13 protein-coding genes are annotated in these 16,411 nt (G+C 65.9%); 9 read left to right on the forward strand and 4 right to left on the reverse strand.

The genetic code is table 11. The features are described from left to right. The first annotated feature begins 195 nt into the window (after window positions 1–195). The 4 genes from AC1RWI_RS03480 (at window position 196) to AC1RWI_RS03495 (ending at window position 7,743) form a co-directional block, all read left to right on the forward strand. Window positions 196–1,863, forward strand: coding sequence for a ShlB/FhaC/HecB family hemolysin secretion/activation protein (locus AC1RWI_RS03480; RefSeq protein WP_492864563.1), 1,668 nt, complete (start codon window positions 196–198; stop codon window positions 1,861–1,863). 188 nt (window positions 1,864–2,051) lie between these two features. Continuing rightward, on the forward strand, window positions 2,052–4,340 hold the full coding sequence (locus tag AC1RWI_RS03485; protein ID WP_492864565.1) for a TonB-dependent receptor: 2,289 nt from the start codon (window positions 2,052–2,054) through the stop codon (window positions 4,338–4,340). A 257-nt stretch (window positions 4,341–4,597) separates the two neighbouring features. Beyond that, window positions 4,598–6,811, forward strand: coding sequence for a TonB-dependent receptor (locus AC1RWI_RS03490; RefSeq protein WP_492864598.1), 2,214 nt, complete (start codon window positions 4,598–4,600; stop codon window positions 6,809–6,811). 116 nt (window positions 6,812–6,927) lie between these two features. Then, window positions 6,928–7,743 carry a tetratricopeptide repeat protein gene (locus tag AC1RWI_RS03495; protein WP_492864567.1) on the forward strand — a complete coding sequence of 272 codons (816 nt, stop codon included), beginning with the start codon at window positions 6,928–6,930 and terminating at the stop codon, window positions 7,741–7,743. On the opposite strand, the gene AC1RWI_RS03500 is transcribed toward AC1RWI_RS03495, so the two are convergent. Both AC1RWI_RS03500 and AC1RWI_RS03505 read right to left on the reverse strand, forming a co-directional pair. Beyond that, window positions 7,712–7,918, reverse strand: a complete 207-nt coding sequence (locus tag AC1RWI_RS03500) for a dodecin (RefSeq protein ID WP_006163091.1) — start codon at window positions 7,916–7,918, stop codon at window positions 7,712–7,714. The two genes, AC1RWI_RS03495 and AC1RWI_RS03500, sit on opposite strands and share 32 nt — an antisense overlap. A 164-nt stretch (window positions 7,919–8,082) precedes the next feature. Beyond that, a complete protein-coding gene (locus AC1RWI_RS03505) occupies window positions 8,083–9,045 on the reverse strand; it encodes a LysR family transcriptional regulator (protein ID WP_043357094.1) in 963 nt (320 codons plus the stop codon). 409 nt (window positions 9,046–9,454) lie between these two features. Here AC1RWI_RS03505 and AC1RWI_RS03510 point away from each other — a divergent pair, with 409 nt between their 5' ends. From AC1RWI_RS03510 to AC1RWI_RS03520, 3 genes are all read left to right on the forward strand, one after another. Continuing rightward, the gene (locus AC1RWI_RS03510; RefSeq protein ID WP_492864570.1) at window positions 9,455–10,861 is read left to right on the forward strand and encodes an amidase; all 1,407 of its coding nucleotides are present in this window, start codon (window positions 9,455–9,457) and stop codon (window positions 10,859–10,861) included. A 112-nt stretch (window positions 10,862–10,973) separates the two neighbouring features. Continuing rightward, window positions 10,974–11,978, forward strand: a complete 1,005-nt coding sequence (locus AC1RWI_RS03515) for a Bug family tripartite tricarboxylate transporter substrate binding protein (protein ID WP_492864572.1) — start codon at window positions 10,974–10,976, stop codon at window positions 11,976–11,978. A gap of 212 nt (window positions 11,979–12,190) precedes the next feature. Beyond that, window positions 12,191–12,442, forward strand: a complete 252-nt coding sequence (locus AC1RWI_RS03520; protein ID WP_006163098.1) for a hypothetical protein — start codon at window positions 12,191–12,193, stop codon at window positions 12,440–12,442. Between the two features lie 33 nt (window positions 12,443–12,475). Here the strand turns inward: AC1RWI_RS03520 and AC1RWI_RS03525 are convergent, their stop codons facing one another. Continuing rightward, the gene (locus AC1RWI_RS03525; protein WP_043357097.1) at window positions 12,476–13,219 is read right to left on the reverse strand and encodes an SDR family oxidoreductase; all 744 of its coding nucleotides are present in this window, start codon (window positions 13,217–13,219) and stop codon (window positions 12,476–12,478) included. A gap of 216 nt (window positions 13,220–13,435) precedes the next feature. Then, a complete protein-coding gene (locus tag AC1RWI_RS03530) occupies window positions 13,436–14,347 on the reverse strand; it encodes a LysR family transcriptional regulator (protein WP_043357099.1) in 912 nt (303 codons plus the stop codon). A gap of 317 nt (window positions 14,348–14,664) precedes the next feature. Here AC1RWI_RS03530 and AC1RWI_RS03535 point away from each other — a divergent pair, with 317 nt between their 5' ends. Together AC1RWI_RS03535 and AC1RWI_RS03540 are read left to right on the forward strand one after the other, a co-directional pair. After that, a complete protein-coding gene (locus AC1RWI_RS03535; protein WP_492864575.1) occupies window positions 14,665–15,399 on the forward strand; it encodes a DNA/RNA non-specific endonuclease in 735 nt (244 codons plus the stop codon). 121 nt (window positions 15,400–15,520) lie between these two features. Next, window positions 15,521–16,240, forward strand: a complete 720-nt coding sequence (locus tag AC1RWI_RS03540) for a dienelactone hydrolase family protein (RefSeq protein ID WP_043357103.1) — start codon at window positions 15,521–15,523, stop codon at window positions 16,238–16,240. The last annotated feature ends 171 nt before the right edge of the window (window positions 16,241–16,411 follow it).

Raw genomic sequence — 16,411 nt, forward strand, 5'->3', positions numbered from 1 at the left:
CGAGCAGGCAATACATGCTTCGCGCTTCATGCGCCTGCATTTAAGAATTAAAGAAGGGGGTGCGTTCGACGCGCCCCTTTTAAAAAGAGAACGCGATCGGCCACGCAGCAGCGTCAAGGGTAGCGGCACCCCTGGCGTCATTGGCACAGCGCGTTAAAGCCGCATGCTGATTTTTACGGATACAGGGGTATTACCATGACGCACACACACCTGCGTGTCGCTACGTTGCTGCTCGGCATCGGTGCCTGCACCAGTGTCCTTGCGGAACCACGCAGCCCGATCCTGGGCGATCCCACGCAAACCTTGCCTAGCATCGCGCCCGCGCGCCCGCCGCAGAGCAATGTCACCGTGCAGGTCGAACGGCCGGACGCCGCGCTGCAAAACCTGCTTACCAGCAAGCTCACGCCGCAGCGATTCCAGATCGAAGGCGTGAAGGCGATCCCTTTCGCGGAAATCGCAGCCAAATTCGCACCGCTGGCCGGCAAGGAAATCACGGTGGGCCAGTTGCTGGAGGTGGCGAATGACGTCACCCGGATGTACCAGCAACGCGGCTTTCCGCTGTCCTTCGCCTTTGTCCCGACGCAGAGCTTCGAGAATGGCAATGTGCTGGTCACCGTGGTGGAGGGCCATGTTTCCACCATCACGATCCGCGGCGAAGCCGGCCCGGCCGAAGGCCGCCTGCGCGCCATTGCAGAGCAATTGATGCAGGACCAGCCGCTGCGCCGCGAGACCTTCGAGCATTACGTCAACGTACTGGCGCTGCAGCCCGGCATGCAGGTGGCAGCGACCGTGCAGCCGCCGCAGACCACGGACGGCGCCTGCGAGATGGTGCTCGAGGTCAAGCGCAAGCCCTTTACGTTTGGCATGGGCCTCGATTACAAGGATCCGAGCGTGCGCGGCATCTTCACCGCCACCACCAACAGCCTGACCCCGCTGGGGGAACAGATATCGGTCTCCGCGCTGGCGCCCCGGGGCCCGGACCATGAGGAATACTACGTCGCCAGCTACGGCCAGCCGATCGGCACCGAGGGCATGATGGCCCGCCTGAGCGCCTCGCATTACCGTGGCGTGCCGCAGAACGGCACGCTGGCGCAGATCGGCTTCGATACGCGCTACGTGAACGACACCAAGCGCCTCGGCGGCACGCTCAGCTATCCGGTGATCCTCAACAACGCGCACTCGCTCACGGCTACCGGCGGCCTCTATGCCAACGACCAGTTCGAGCGCTATACGCAGTCGGGCACGGGCAGCCAGATCGCGCTGACCACGCACGTGCGCGTGCTGAGCGCGGAACTCGCCTACGTGCAGCGGCAGGAGGGCCAGACCCGCAGTGCCACGCTAGGCGTCTACAAAGGCATGAACGCGCTCGGCGCGAGCCGTGAGAACAACGTCAACGACCTGGACTTCGTGCGCAGCCGGCTGGTGGTGTCGCAGGCCACGGACTTGCCCTGGGGCTTCGGCGTGGCGGTGTCCGCCGCAGGCCAGTACAGCGGGCAGCGCCTGGCGTCGAGCGAGCAGATCAGCTTTGGTGGCCGCTTCTTCGGGCTCGGCTATCCGGCGGGCGAGGTGGCGGGCGACAAGGGCTGGGGCGCGTCGGCTGAGATCAACCGCCTCTTTACGCCCGGCCTGACCTACCTGAAGACCGTGCAGCCTTACGTGCTGACAGACATGGCGCGCGTGTACTCGAACAGTTTGTCGCTGGTGCACCGCACGCTGCAGTCGGTGGCCATCGGCCTGCGCTTCTCGGACCGGCGTTACTACACGCTGGATGTCTCGGTGGCGCAGCCGGTTGGCGACAAGCCGACCAATGCCTCGCGCCGGTCGCCGCGCCTGAACGCAACTTACTCCTATCAGTTTGAATAGGTGACGGCGCAGGTGGCGAGTCGGTAGCGACTATCGGGCGAACAGGCGCATAGGTCGCGCCTGGACGGCAAAGACGAAGCGTCTTTGCGAATTTTCCGCATCACTTTGCAGATCTTTCCGAATTTTTTCGATGACAATGCGAATGATACTTGTTTGCGTTCATTGCCAACCGCAGCCATCGGAGAATCATGCAAAGCGCCCTCGTCATCAGGACCAAGAAGAAGCTCAGCGCCACCGCGCACCTGACTGGCGGCGTTGGCGTGGCCATCGCGGCCGCGCCAACGGCTGCCCAGACCGCCGGAAGCACCAAGGTGGCGGCGGCGGAACTGCCCGCAGTCATTGTCAGCGGCTCGGCCCCAAACCCGTTCAAGACCGACGGCACCTCCTCGATCAAGACGCCTGGCGCCTTGCTGGATACGCCCAGGTCCATCACGGTAATCCCGCAGGAACTGATCCAGAGCACCGCCTCCACCAGCCTCACCGAGGCGCTGCGCACCGTGCCCGGCATTGCATTTGGCGCGGGCGAAGGCGGCAACCCGGTTGGCGACCGTCCGTTCATCCGTGGCTACGATGCGCAGGCCAGCACCTTCCTGGATGGCATGCGCGACATCGGCGCGCAATCGCGCGAGATGTTCAACATCGAATCGGTGGAGGTCACCAAAGGGCCGGCCGGCGCCTACGACGGACGCGGCTCGGCGGGCGGCAGCATCAACATTGTCAGCAAGTCGCCCAAGCTGGGCAGCTTCGCCGAAGGCAATCTCGGCGTGGGCAATGCCAGCTACAAGCGCGGCGCCGCCGACGCCAACTGGCAGTTCAGCGGCCACGCCGCGGTGCGTTTCAACGCCATGTTCCAGGATGCGGGCGTGCCCGGACGCGACAGCACGCATCAAGAGCGCTGGGGCTTTGCCCCGTCCGTCGCCCTTGGCCTTGGTGGCCCGACCCGGCTGACGCTCTCCTACTACCACATGGAGACGAACGGGCTGCCCGACACCGGCATGCCCTACGACAACCCGAACTTCGTGCCGCGCACCGATGGCCGGCCGCGCACGCGGCTGCCCGGCGATGGCTCGCCGCTCAAGCTGCCGCGCAACACCTACTACGGCCTGGTCGACCGCGATTTCCGCAAAGACAGCGCCGACGTCGCCACCATCCGCTTCGAGCACGATTTCAGCCCGGCGCTCAAGTTGCGCAACCAGACGCGCATCGGGCGCACCAGGCAGGACTACCTGTGGACGCGCCCGGACGGCAGCTTCAATGGCAACATCTACTACGACATGGTCTGGCGTCGGACCAACCAGCGCCACGGCGTCTCCACTACGCAGGCCAACCAGACCGACCTGTCGGGCGAGTTCCTCACCGGAGCCATCAAGCACAAGTACGCCTTCGGCGTGGAGTTCTCTCGCGAGAAAAGCGAAAACGACGGCTACACGGTCGCCACCGGCAACAGCCGCTGCCCGAGCGGCCCGGGCGCGGCCAGCGGCTACAACTGCACCACGCTGTACAACCCGGACCCGCATGACCCGTGGAGCGGCCGCATCGCCCGCAACTACAACCCGACCAATCACGCGGCCACGACCGCATCGGTCTATGCGTTCGACTCGATCGCGCTCAGCAAGCAGTGGATGTTGAATGCGGGATTGCGCTTCGACCACTACCGCGGCGAAGTGCGGACCGCTCGCGCCAACGGCGGCGCTGGCCCGCGCAGCACGCATACGCGTGACGACAACCTCTTCAACTATCAGGTAGGCGTGGTCTACAAGCCGGTGGAAAACGCCAGTGTCTACTTGTCCTACGGCACCTCGTCCACACCCGCCGGCGCGGTGGTCGGCCAGGGCAGCGAGCCGAGCGGGCTCGCGCCGACCAGCGCAGGCTCCGCGTTGTCTCCGGAAAAGAACCGCAGCATCGAGCTCGGCACCAAGTGGGACGTGCTGCGCAAGCGCCTGGCCTTGACGGCCGCCATCTTCCGCGTGGAAACCACCAATGCGCGCATCACCCTGGAAGACGGCCTCGCGGCCATGGCGGGCAACAAGCGCGTGGACGGCATCGAGCTCGGCTTCTCCGGCAACGTGACGGATCAGTGGGCTGTCTTCGGCGGCTACACCCACCTGAAAAGCGAACTGCGCAACAACGGCGGATCCGGCGCGGCCTTCGGCGCATCCAACGGCCACGCCTTCCCCAACACGCCGTCGGACAGCTTCAGCCTGTGGAGTACCTATCAGTTCCTCCCCAATCTCACGGTCGGCGGCGGCGCTTACTACGTCTCCAAGGTGTGGGGCAGCGAGGCCCGCAACAACTGGGTGCCGTCCTACTGGCGGTTCGACGCCATGGCGGCCTACCAGCTGAACAAGCACGTGACGCTGCAGCTCAACGTGATGAACCTCGCCGACAAGGTCTATTACAACCAGGCCTACCCGGCGCACTACGCATCGATTGCGCCCGGGCGCGCCGCCGTTTTCAACGTCAACCTGCGCTACTGAGCCGAGGTTGGCCGTCGTCGTGGCACGCGGGAGCCGCACGTGCCACGGCATGTATTCCCGCACGGCGAACCCTGAAATGTAACGTTTTCGCTACAGACGCCATGGATGTATGCCTTGACTGACATATAAAATACAAATGATAATTCCTCTCATTCGCAACATCATTCAAGCAATCGGGGAAATTCGTGCAGACCGCTTTTGTTGTCCGGAAGAACAAGAAACTTAACGTCATCCCGCGCCTTTCCGGCGCCGTTGGCATGGCGGTCGCGGCCGCGCCGGTGGCTGCCCAATCCGCCGGCACGACCGTTGCTGCCGTGGAATTGCCGGTGGTAACCGTCAGTGGTGCCAGCGAAAGCGGCTTCAAGGCGGACACCGCATCGTCGATCAAGACACCCGCCGCCCTGCTCGATACGCCCAGGTCGATCACCATCATTCCGCAGGAAGTGATCCAGAGCACCGGCTCGACCAGCCTGAGCGATGTGCTTCGCACGGTACCCGGCATCTCCTTTGGCGCCGGCGAAGGCGGCAACCCGGTTGGCGACCGGCCCTTTATCCGTGGCTACGATGCGCAGGCCAGCACCTTCCTGGATGGCTTCCGTGACATCGGCTCGCAAAGCCGCGAGCTGTTCAACGTCGAATCCGTCGAGGTCACCAAGGGCCCGGCCGGCGCCTACGACGGCCGCGGCTCGGCCGGCGGCAGCATCAATATCGTCAGCAAGGCGCCCAAGCTGACCAGCTTCGCCGAAGGCAACATCGGCGTCGGCAATGCGGACTACAAGCGCGCCACGGTCGACGGCAACTGGAAGTTCGCAGACCACGCGGCTTTCCGCCTGAACGCCATGTATCACGATGCCGGCGTCGCCGGGCGCGATACCACGCACCAGAATCGCTGGGGCTTTGCGCCCTCCGTGGCCTTCGGCCTGGGTACCGGCACGCGCCTGACGCTGTCCTACTACCACATGCAGTCGGACGATATCCCCGACACCGGCATCCCGTACAACAACCCCACCTTCAATCGCCGCACCGACGGCCGCCCGCGCCTGAGCGTCGCCGGCGACGGCTCGCCGGTGAACGTGCCGCGCAACACCTATTACGGCTTGTCCGATCGCGACTTCCGCAAGGACAAGGCCGACATGGGCACCATCCGCTTCGAGCACGATTTCAGCCCCGCGCTCAAGTTCCGCAACCAGACCCGTATTGCCAGGACCAGCCAGGACTACATCTGGACCCAGCCGGACGACAGCCAGGGCAATCTGTACTACGGCATGATCTGGCGCCGCACCAATACGCGTGTGGCCACCGCCAACACCATTGCCAACCAGACCGACCTGTCGGGCGAGTTCGCCACCGGCACGATCAAGCACAAGTACGCTTTCGGCGTGGAGTTCGCGCAAGAGAAGAGCGAGAACGACAGCTACAGCGTGGCGACCGGCAGCAACCGCTGCCCGAGCGGCCCGGGCGCTGCCGGCGGCTACAACTGCACCACGCTGTACAACCCGAACCCCAACGACCCATGGGCGGGCGCCATCAGCCGTGTGAACAACCCCACCAACTCGAAGACCAACACCAGTTCGGTCTACGCCTTCGACTCGATCGAGCTGAACAAGCAGTGGCTGCTCAATGCCGGCGTGCGCTTTGACCGCTACAGCACCGAGTTCCAGGCCGCCCGCGCCGCCAACGGCACCCGCGCCGAGTACTCGCGTGACGACAACCTGTTCAACTACCAGTTGGGCGTGGTCTACAAGCCAGTGGACAACGCCAGTTTCTACGTCTCCTACGGCACCTCGTCGACCCCGGCCGGCTCCTTCCTGGCGCAGGGCAGTGACGGCAACGCACTGGCGCCGGACCGCGCCGGCAACCGCGGCGACCAGCTCGCGCCGGAAAAGAACCGCGCCTTCGAGATCGGCACCAAGTGGGACGTGCTGCGCAAGCGCCTCGCCTTGACGGCCGCGATCTTCCGCGTGGAAACCACCAATGCGCGCATCACGCAGCAGGACGGCACCGCGGTGATGGGCGGCGACAAGCGGGTGGATGGCGTGGAACTCGGCTTCTCCGGCAACGTGACCGACAAGTGGGCCGTGTTCGGCGGCTATACGCACCTGAAGAGCGAGCTGCGCAAGAACGGCGGTACCGGCGTTGCTTTCGGCGCCACCGATGGCCAGTCCTTCCCCAACACGCCGGCGGACAGCTTCAGCGTGTGGAGCACGTATCAGATCATCCCCAATCTCACAGTGGGTGGCGGTGCGTACTACGTGTCCAAGGTGTGGGGCAGCGAAGCCACCAACAAGTGGGTGCCGTCCTACTGGCGCTTTGATGCGATGGCCTCGTATCGCATCAACAAGAACGTGACGGTGCAGCTCAATGTGTTCAACCTGGCCGACAAGGTCTATTACAACCAGGCCTACGCCAGCCACTACGCATCGATCGCTCCGGGACGCTCCGGCGTCCTGAGCCTCAACGTGCGCTATTGAGCAGCGGCAAGCGCCCGCCAGACCCTGCGCTGCTGACCGGTCATGCAGACCGGCCAGCCCGCACGCGGCACACCACCCTTGCGGCACGGTGTGCCGTTTCTACTTTATCGCCCCGTATGGAAACACCAGAAACACTGGACACACTGGCCACCCTCCCCTTTCGCATCGTCTCTCCCGGAGAGCTTGACCAGCTTGGCCCCAACGGCCTGGCCGACAAGCTGCGCGAGCCGCCACACCTGGCTCTGCCCTGGCTGGGCGGCGCCGCCGTGCAAGGCAACCTCGAAGCGCAGATGATTCTTGGCCAGTGGTTTCTCGCAGGCCACGGCGTCGAGCGCGAAGCAGCCCGCGCCTTCGCGTGGTTCAAGCACGCCGCGCACGCCGGCCATGCCGGGGCCTCGAACATGACTGGCCGCTGCTACGAAAACGCCTGGGGCACGCTGCAGGACGATCACGCGGCAGCGCAGTGGTACACGCTCGCGGCGCAGCGCGGCTCCGACTGGGGCATGTACAACCTGGCAACCGCGCTGGTGCTGGGCCGCGGCATTGCCGCCAGCCGCCCGCAAGCGCTCGACTGGTATCTGCGGGCCGCCAACATGGGACACGCCAAGTCGCTCAATATCGTGGGCGGCTTCTACGAGGACGGCTGGGAAGTAGAACGCAACGCGGCCGTGGCAATGGATTACTACCGCCGCGCCGCCGAAGGCGGCGATTTTCGCGGCCAGTTCAACTACGCCCGCGCGCTGGCGCTATGCGGCCAGCAACACGAGGCCATCCGCTGGGTGCGGCAAGTGCCGCGCACCGCCAATGCGCCCTTCATCGACAAGATGCTCGCCTTCCTGCGCGACGCGCCCGACGCAGCGCTGAACCAGTTGCATAGCCATGCGGACGATGCCGCGCAACTCAGCTCACGCGAAACCCGACCTTCAGCGTGACCTGGAAGTGCGCAACCTTGCCGTCCGCGATGTGCCCGCGTGTCTCAACCACTTCGAACCAGTCGATATGCTTGATGGTCTCGCTCGCCTTCTCGATGGCGCTACGGATCGCCGCGTCGCAGCCGTCCGGCGACGAGCCCACGATCTCGACCAGTTTGTAGGTGTGGTTTGACATGTCCGCCCTCCTTGGCGCGATGGCCGCTGGCTATGAGCCGCACCCGCCAGCTTGGTGCTCCGGATACGTTTCTCCATCATAGGCAGCGGGCACGGCAAATCCAAAGTGCGGTGATTCGCCGACAAGATTGCTGACGTGTCAAGCGCCGGCCCCGTGCCGGCGCTTCATGCCTGAGGCTGGCCCGCGCGCCGGCGTGCCGGCTGGTCCGGCACGGCGCGGCGGCGCCCGGCAATGTCCTCGGCGAGCCATTCGACGAAGGCGCGCACCGCCGGCGGCAGGTGGCGTCCCGCCATGGCCTGTACCTGCAGCGCGCGCTGCTGCATGGCGCGGCTGGCAATCGGCACCAGCACGCGCCGCTCCGCGCGCAGGTTGTTGCGCACCGCCAGGGAACCCGTCAGGTACACCGCGTCCGTGTATGCCTGGTAGCCCACCAGCGCGCTCAGCGAATTGCTGCTAAGCAATATGCGCGGGCGCAGCCCTTCCACGCCGCAGGCCAGGTCGAACAGTTGCCGGATGGTGTTGGTCTCGCTGGGCAGCGCCAGCGGATACGCCACCACCTCCTTCAGGCTGGCGCGCTTGAGCGCGGCCAGCGGATGCTTGCGCGCTACATAGGCATAGACCGGCGCGGCTTCCGAATAGGCGACTTCGATGCCCTCCTGGGCGGCGATGGCGAACGTCAGCGCCAGGTCCACCGCACCCTCGCGGACCATGCGCGTGGCGACCGCGGGCGCGCAGACTTCAAGCGAAAAGCTCACGCCGGGAAAACGGCGCTGAAACAGCGCCATGGCGTAAGGCATGTAGTCTCGCGCGAAGCCGTCGGTGCAGGCCAGCCTGACTTTGCTGTGCGCCACGCTAAGCAAGCCCTGGAGATCGGCCTGCAGGGTCTGCGCGTCGAGCAAGGCGCGGCGTCCGTACTGCTGCACCACCAGCCCGGCCTCGGTCAGGCGCATGCCGCGCGGCTCGCGCTCAAAGAGCGCCGTACCGAGTTCCGCTTCGAGCCGGGCTACCTGCCGGCTGATGGCCGATACCGCCACATGCAACGAGGCAGAGGCCGCGCTGAGCGAGCCGCGCTCCGCCACTTCAAGGAAATAGGCCAGCGGTACCGCGTGGATCGATGTGAGCTTCATGGTTGTGCTTCTGGCAAGCGTGTCTTTGCTTCAGAGGGACTGGCAGCGCGCTGCCATGCCGCGCCGGCCTTTGCGCAATGATAAGCCTGGCCTGCGCTTGCCTTGCTGATTTTAGAAAGCGGCTTTCTGGCCCGCCGGAGCGCCAATGGTGCCGAAATGCCGTGCGGCGCGGCCTGAGCGGCAGCTTCTCGCGGAAATGGCACCGCCGCGGTGCGGCTAGCGCGCGGTGCCACGCCACTGGCGGGCGTGAACTGACAGGCAGAAGCCGGAAATGCTGTTGGCATTGCGACACGCTGTTTGCCGGAGCCGGCCCGGCTGCCGTTATCGTTACGCCATGCCCCGGCCGCACAAGCAGGCGACAGCGGGGTGCCGACAAAATGCAAAGCGAAGCAAGGAGACCGTAACCCCGATGGAAGACATCTGCTACCTGGGCGCCGTGGAAATGGCCCGCGCCATCCGCACCCGCGAACTCGGCGTGCGCGAAGTGGTTGACGCGCATATCGCGCGCATCCTGCGCATCAATCCGGCCATCAACGCCATCGTCACCACCACCTTCGACGAGGCACAGGCAGCGGCCGATGCGGCCGACACGGCGCTGGCGCGTGGCGCCGTGCCCGGGCCACTCTTTGGCCTGCCCGTGGCGCACAAGGATTCCTTTCTGAGCGCAGGCGTGCGCACGACCTTTGGCTCCGCCGTGTACCGGGATTTCGTGCCGGCGCAGGACAGTGCCGTGGTGGCGCGCCAGCGGGCGGCGGGCGCCATCATGCTGGGCAAGACCAACCTGCCGGAGTTCGGCGCGGGCTCGCACACCTTCAACGCCGTGTTTGGCGCCACGCGCAACCCTTACCGCAAGGACGTCTCGGCGGGTGGCAGCAGTGGTGGCAGCGCGGCGGCGCTGGCCGCGGGCATGGTCGCGCTGGCCGATGGCTCGGATATGGGCGGTTCGCTGCGCAACCCGGCCAGCTTCTGCAACGTGGTGGGCTTGCGAGCGTCGATCGGCCGCGTGCCGATGACGCCGGCCAGCCATGCCTTCAACACGCTCACGGTGGGCGGGCCGATGGGCCGCTCGGTGGCGGATGTGGCGCTGATGTTCAGCGTGCTGGCCGGCGACGATCCGGCCGATCCGCTGGCAATCGCTGCCGACGCCAGCGATTTCGCCACCCTGCCCCGGATCGATGGCAAGGGCCTGCGCGTGGCGGTCAGCCCGACGCTCGGCGGGCTGCCGTTCGAGCCGGCGGTGAGCCGCATGCTGCAGGAGGGGATTCGCCAGTGCCAAGCGCTGGGCTGCACGGTGGATGAGGCGGAGCCGGATTTCAGCGGGGCCGACCACGCCTTCGAGGTGCTGCGCGCGCTGGCGTTCGCTGCCAACTATGGCGCGGCGCGCGCCGAGCATGGCGAACAGATGAAGGAAACGGTGCGCTGGAACATCGACCTGGGCCTGGCCCAGGACGGCGCCGCGATGGCGGAAGCCGCGCGGGCCCACAGCCGCATGTTTGCGCGCATGCAGGCCTTGCTGACGCGTTACGATTTCCTGATCGCGCCGGTGTCGCAGGTGACGCCGTTCGCCGTTGAAACCGAATATCCGCAGCACATCGAAGGCGTGCCGATGCCTAGCTATATCGGCTGGATGCGCTCGTGCTACCGCATCACCATCACGGGCCATCCCGCGATCTCGGTGCCCTGCGGCTTTACCGACGACGGCTTGCCGGTAGGCTTGCAGATCGTCGGCAAGTATCGCGGCGAGCGCGCGCTGCTGGCATTCGCGCAATTGTTCGAGCAGGCCAACGCCGCCGGGCGCATCCGCCCGGCGTTGTAAGCCGCCGCGGCGGCGCCGGCCAGCGTCCGCGCACCGGGCCACATTGACCATTTCGACAACATCGACCACATTGATCGCAACACAAGGGGAAACACAGATGCTTGCAACGCACATGACAAGATGGACGCTGGACAAGACCAGCGCCGTGGCCCGATGCATCATGGGCGGTGCCGCCGCCTGCGCGGCACTGGCGGCTGCCGGGCCGGCGCTGGCCCAGACGTACCCGGACAAGCCGGTCAAGCTGGTCGTGCCGTTTCCCCCGGGCGGCTCCACGGATGTGCTGGCCCGCCTGGTGGCACGCAAGCTGGGCGAAGTGCTGCGGCAATCCGTGGTGGTGGAGAACAAGGCTGGCGCTGGCACGATCGTCGGTGCCGACTATGTGGCGAAAGCCACGCCTGACGGCTATACCCTGCTGCTCAGTGCCGCCACCACGTTCACCGTGAATCCTGTCACGTACTCGCGCCTGCCCTACGACTCGCTCAAGAGCTTCGAGCCGCTCGGCATGGTTGGCTCCACCGCGCTGGTCCTGCTGGCCAATCCGGCGGTCAAGGCGGACACGCTCAAGCAACTGGTGGCCGAAGCCAAGGCCAAGCCGGGCGGCATGTCTTACGGGTCCTACGGCGCGGGCACCACCGCGCACTTCGCGGGCGAAATGATCAACGCGGCGACCGGCATGGGCTTGCTGCACGTACCGTACAAAGGCAGCGCGCCCGCCATGGCCGACCTGATCGGCAACCAGATCCCGCTGTCGGTCGATACCGTGGTGGCAGCCGCGCCGCAAATCAAGGGCGGCAAGGTCAAGGCCATCGCCGTCACCAGCGCCACGCGCTCGATGCTGTTGCCCCAGGTGCCCACGGCGATCGAAAGCGGCTATCCCGGGGTGTCGCTCAGCACCTGGTTTGCCATCGTCGCGCCCAAGGGCATTCCCGCGCCGGCGCGCCAGACGCTGGACGCCGCCATTGCCAGCATGATGAAGGATCCCGCGCTGCAGCAGAGCATGACTGCCAACGGCTTCGAGCCCGAATACGGCAGTGCCGGCGAATACCGCGCGCGCGTCACCAGCGAGATCGCGCGCCTGCGCAAGATCGCGCAAGCGGCGAACATCCACGCCGATTGATCGCTATCCGGCGGCATCGCAACGGCGCGCTTGGTGTCCGCGCTTGCCGTTGTTTGCGCCGTCCCGGGTGCATTCTGGCGGCGTGTTTGCGGCGTGTTGGCGGACTGTTGCCGTGACGCGTAAAACGATCGTATGCGCCGAGAAAGTGTTTGTCCTTTCCGGTGCATACGTTCTACCTTACGAGTGTGCGCCCTGCCTTTCCGGAGACCGCAATGGCAATCCGTTCCACCGCCTCACACAGCACCGCGCAGTTGCGACGGCTCGTCGGCCAGTTGCAGGCCGAGGTCGATTCGCTTGATCACCTGGCGATCTTCGACGCCGAGACCCAGACCGCGCTGGGCCAGGCGCGCGACCGTCTCACTCAAGGCATCGAGGCGATCGAAGATGCCATCCAGAGCCTGCGCACCCTGCAGCAGGTGCGCCCCTCGGCCATGCGCAGCCGAAAGACACCGCGCGCTGCCTGATCCACAGGGGCGCGGCCTTGTTGCCCGCAATGCTCAGAATTCCTGCACGGTCGGGCGCAGCACAATCTCGTTGATATCCACGTCGGCCGGCTGCTCGATCGCGTAGGCGATGGCGCGCGCCACCGAATCGGCCGGGATGGCTTGCTGATAGAACTCGCCCACCACCTTGGCGCTTTGCGCGTGGGAGCTGCCCAGCTTGAGTTCCGAGTCGACCGCGCCCGGCGAAATCACCGTGGTGCGGATCGCGCCGCCGGTTTCATGCCGCAGGCCTTCGGAAATGGCGCGCACCGCGAACTTGGTGCCGCTGTACACCGTGCCGCCCGGGCTGAACACCTTGACGCCCGCGACCGAGGCAATATTGATGAAGTGCCCCGTGCCCTGCTTCTGGAACACTGGCAGCGCGGCGGCAATGCCATACAGTACGCCCTTGATGTTGATGTCGATCATGCGCTCCCATTCCTCGACCTTGGCCTCGCTCATGGGGGCAATGGCCATGAGGCCCGCGTTGTTGATCATGACATCGATGCGGCCGAAGCTGGCCACGGCCTTTTGCACCAAGGCCTCGACATCGGCACGCCGGCTCACGTCGGCTACCACCACTTCCACCTTGCCGCCCTTGGCGCGAATCTCGGCCGCCAGCGTTGCCAGGCGGTCGCCGCGACGCGCAGCCAGCACCAGCGAGGCGCCCGCCGCGCCCAGGTGACGCGCGGTGGCTTCACCCAGCCCGCTGCTGGCGCCGGTGATGACTACAACCTTGCTTGCGATGTTCGTGCTCATTGTTCACTCCGGAAAACTGCAGGCGCGTTGCCTGCGGATGGGAGTGATTATCTTGGCTGCGCCGATCAATCAAAATGGAAACGTTTTGATTTCAGTATTCCATTTTCTGGAACTCACGAGCTAGCGGCGCAACCATGCGCCGGCGGCGCCATGCCACCGTCCACGCGTTCAAGCCAGCGGGAAACAGGAAGCGGGTGCGGGTAACGGGAAGCGCGCTCAGCGCGCCGGCACGGCATCCTTGTCGCCGAAATAAGCCACCAGCGCATCGAACACCAGCCGGATGCGCATCGGCACCGGGCTACGGCGCGAGCGGTAGATGTACAAACCCCACGGCGCGGGCGCGAAGCGGTCCAGCACGCTGACGAGGCGGCCCGAGCGCAGATGGGGCTGGGCGAGATAGTCAGGCAACTGCCCGTAGGCGAGCCCGGAGAGGATCGCCTCCATTTCGGTCTCCGGGTCGTCGGTAAGAAACGCTGGCGCGCGCGGATTGAACTGCTCGCCCTGCGCGAAGTACCACGGCCAGGCGCGGCCGCTGCTGCGGTCGATCAGGCCTGTGGTGGGCAGCGCGGCAAGTTGGGCCAGGTCGACCGGCTTGCCCACGCGCGCCACCAGCTCCGGCGTGCCCACGATATGGAAGCCCACCCGCGTCGTCATGCGCGCCACCAGCCGCTGGTCGCGGAACATGCCGAGGCGCAGGCCGATGTCGATCTCGTCGTCGACCACATCGGCGACCTGGTCCGAGAGCCGGATGTCGAGCGTGATGCCCGGATGCGCCAGCGCTACCTCCCGCAGCGCCACCAGCAGATGCTGCCGCCCAAGCGTGCTCGGCGCGGTAATGCGCACGACGCCCTTTAGCTCCGTGTCCGAGCGGCTGGCCGGATGCGCGAACAGGCTGTCGACATCGACCAGCGCCGCGCGGGCGCGCTCGGCCAGGCGCTCGCCGGCGGCGGTGATGCGGATCTGGCGGGTGTTGCGGTGGAACAGCGGCTCGCCCACGGCTTCCTCAAGGTCCTTGACCGCGCGGGTGACGGTTTGCGGCGACGTGCCCAGCCGCGTCGCGGCTGCCTTGAACGAAGCCGACTCCGCTGCCGCGCAGAAGATCCTCAGCATTTCCAGCCGGTTGAGCATGGTGGTGTGCGCCGTGAAAAACGCAGGTGCGTGGGTGATGATGCAAAAGCGCGATTATAGGAGCCGCCGCGGCATTGAATGAGAACTGCCTCATTGCTACCCTTGTCTATGTAGGTTGCGCATCGCTCGTTCCGCATCGCGCTTCTGTCTGGCAGAATGCCCGGCTCCCGCGCACGGCCTCCGCCATCCTGCGCGACGGTGCAATGTCCTCTGACGGCTCTCGCTGGCTTTCTCAGGCTTCTTTTTCGGGCCTTTGCCCGCTTTTTTCGGCTTTTGCCGTTTCTTCAATCTGCAAGCTGTAAGGATTTTTTTCTCGCATGAAGACGTTTTTTGTCTCGGTGGCGCTGTGCCTGGCATCTGGCGTGGCCAGCGCTTCCGGTAGCTTTGCCCAATGTCCTCAATTCTTCGCGCAAAGCACGGCCCCCAAGGCGCCGAGCTCGGCCGAGCTCAAGCTTCGCCCCCTTTGCTATGACGCCTTCGCGGTCATGCACTCGGGCCGCAGCAAGACCCCGCTGTACGTGGCCGAGCGCCTGTCGCGCGCGCAACTTATCGATGCCAGGGACGAGGCGCGAACGAATCGCTTCTTCTCCGATGCGCGCCTGCCCCGCGCCGAGCGGGCGGAACTGGACGATTACAAGGGCAATGAAGGCATCGACCGTGGCCATATGTCGCCTGCGGCCGACCAGCCGACCGCGCAAGCCATGTCGCAATCGTTCACACTCGCCAACGTGGTACCGCAATACAGCCAGAACAACCGCAAGGCATGGGCCTCCATCGAAAAGGCCACGCGCAAGTACGCCATGCGCGCGGCCGGCGATGTCTATGTCATCACGGGTCCGGTCTTCGACGGCAACGTTCGCACCATCGGCAACGGCAAGGTCTGGGTCCCCACATACCTCTACAAGCTCGTCTACGACCCGTCGACCAACCGCGCCTGGGCGCACTGGATCGAAAACTCCGACGCCGCCCGGCCGGGCAAGCCGATCTCCTATGGCGAGCTGGTCAAGCGCACCGGCATCGAGTTCCTGCCTGGCGTTCAGCCGGCAAGCTGACGGAGCGGGCGGTGTGCGGGGCTGCACCGCGCCCTGCAGGTCTGCCCGGACGGTGGCACACTTGCGGCTTGCCGGATCTCTGTCCTGCCGATCAACGTCACTGAGTGTCAATGGAGCAAGTATGCCTAACCACAGCAACAGCCAATGGATCCGCGTTGAAACCGAAGGCGGCGCCTTCGATGCCTACCTGGCGCTGCCGCCCACGGGCAAGGCGGCCAATGCACCGGGCATCGTGCTGGTGCAGGAAATCTTCGGCGTCAATGAACATATCCGCGCGGTAGCGGACCAGTACGCCCTCGACGGCTACGTGGTGCTGGCGCCGGACGTGTTCTGGCGCCTGGCGCCGCGCGTGGAGCTCGGCTATGCGGGCGCGGACATGGCGCGCGCGATGGAGTTGCGCCAGAAGGTGGATGTGGAGCTGGCGGTGAAAGACATCGCCGCCACCGCCAAGGCGCTGCGCGGCCAGCTCGGCGCGGGCGCAAAGATTGCGGCAGTGGGCTACTGCTTCGGTGGCCTGATGGCCTACCTGAGCGCCGCGCGCGGCCTGGTCGATGCGGCGGTTCCTTACTATGGCGGCGGCATCCAGAACAACCTGCAGGAAGCCGCCAGTATCAAGGTGCCGGTCCAGTTCCACTACGGCGCGCTTGATGCGCATATCCCGGCCGACGCTGTCGAAAAAGTGCGCGCGGCCGTGGCCGGCAATCGCCAGGCGGAAATCCACGTCTATGCGCAGGCCGATCACGGCTTCAACTGCTGGGCGCGCGGCTCGTATCATCAGCCGTCCGCCGCGCTGGCCCATGGCCGAGCCCTGACTTTCCTGGCTGGCGCGCTGTCCGCCTGAGCCGGCGGCAGCGGCCGCCATCGGGCCGCATGCACGCGCCACGGCCGGGCCGTGGCGCGCTGCCTCGCTTTATCTTCCCCTTGCGCCAGGCGTCCTGCCCGGCGTCTCTCGCCTTTCCCCACGCCAGGGCGGCTTGCGCCTGCGCCGGCTCGCCCCTATGCTGGCCCCTCG

This window comes from Cupriavidus sp. MPR-AND1C (assembly GCF_058809705.1).

Coding starts and splice junctions, on each gene's coding strand:
- AC1RWI_RS03480 (WP_492864563.1), top strand. CDS start 196: ATGACGCACACACACCTGCGTGTCGCTACGTTGCTGCTCGGCATCGGT.
- AC1RWI_RS03530 (WP_043357099.1), bottom strand. CDS start 14,347: ATGCTCAACCGGCTGGAAATGCTGAGGATCTTCTGCGCGGCAGCGGAG.
- AC1RWI_RS03520 (WP_006163098.1), top strand. CDS start 12,191: ATGGCAATCCGTTCCACCGCCTCACACAGCACCGCGCAGTTGCGACGG.
- AC1RWI_RS03505 (WP_043357094.1), bottom strand. CDS start 9,045: ATGAAGCTCACATCGATCCACGCGGTACCGCTGGCCTATTTCCTTGAA.
- AC1RWI_RS03500 (WP_006163091.1), bottom strand. CDS start 7,918: ATGTCAAACCACACCTACAAACTGGTCGAGATCGTGGGCTCGTCGCCG.
- AC1RWI_RS03490 (WP_492864598.1), top strand. CDS start 4,598: ATGGCGGTCGCGGCCGCGCCGGTGGCTGCCCAATCCGCCGGCACGACC.
- AC1RWI_RS03495 (WP_492864567.1), top strand. CDS start 6,928: ATGGAAACACCAGAAACACTGGACACACTGGCCACCCTCCCCTTTCGC.
- AC1RWI_RS03525 (WP_043357097.1), bottom strand. CDS start 13,219: ATGAGCACGAACATCGCAAGCAAGGTTGTAGTCATCACCGGCGCCAGC.
- AC1RWI_RS03535 (WP_492864575.1), top strand. CDS start 14,665: ATGAAGACGTTTTTTGTCTCGGTGGCGCTGTGCCTGGCATCTGGCGTG.
- AC1RWI_RS03485 (WP_492864565.1), top strand. CDS start 2,052: ATGCAAAGCGCCCTCGTCATCAGGACCAAGAAGAAGCTCAGCGCCACC.
- AC1RWI_RS03510 (WP_492864570.1), top strand. CDS start 9,455: ATGGAAGACATCTGCTACCTGGGCGCCGTGGAAATGGCCCGCGCCATC.
- AC1RWI_RS03515 (WP_492864572.1), top strand. CDS start 10,974: ATGACAAGATGGACGCTGGACAAGACCAGCGCCGTGGCCCGATGCATC.
- AC1RWI_RS03540 (WP_043357103.1), top strand. CDS start 15,521: ATGCCTAACCACAGCAACAGCCAATGGATCCGCGTTGAAACCGAAGGC.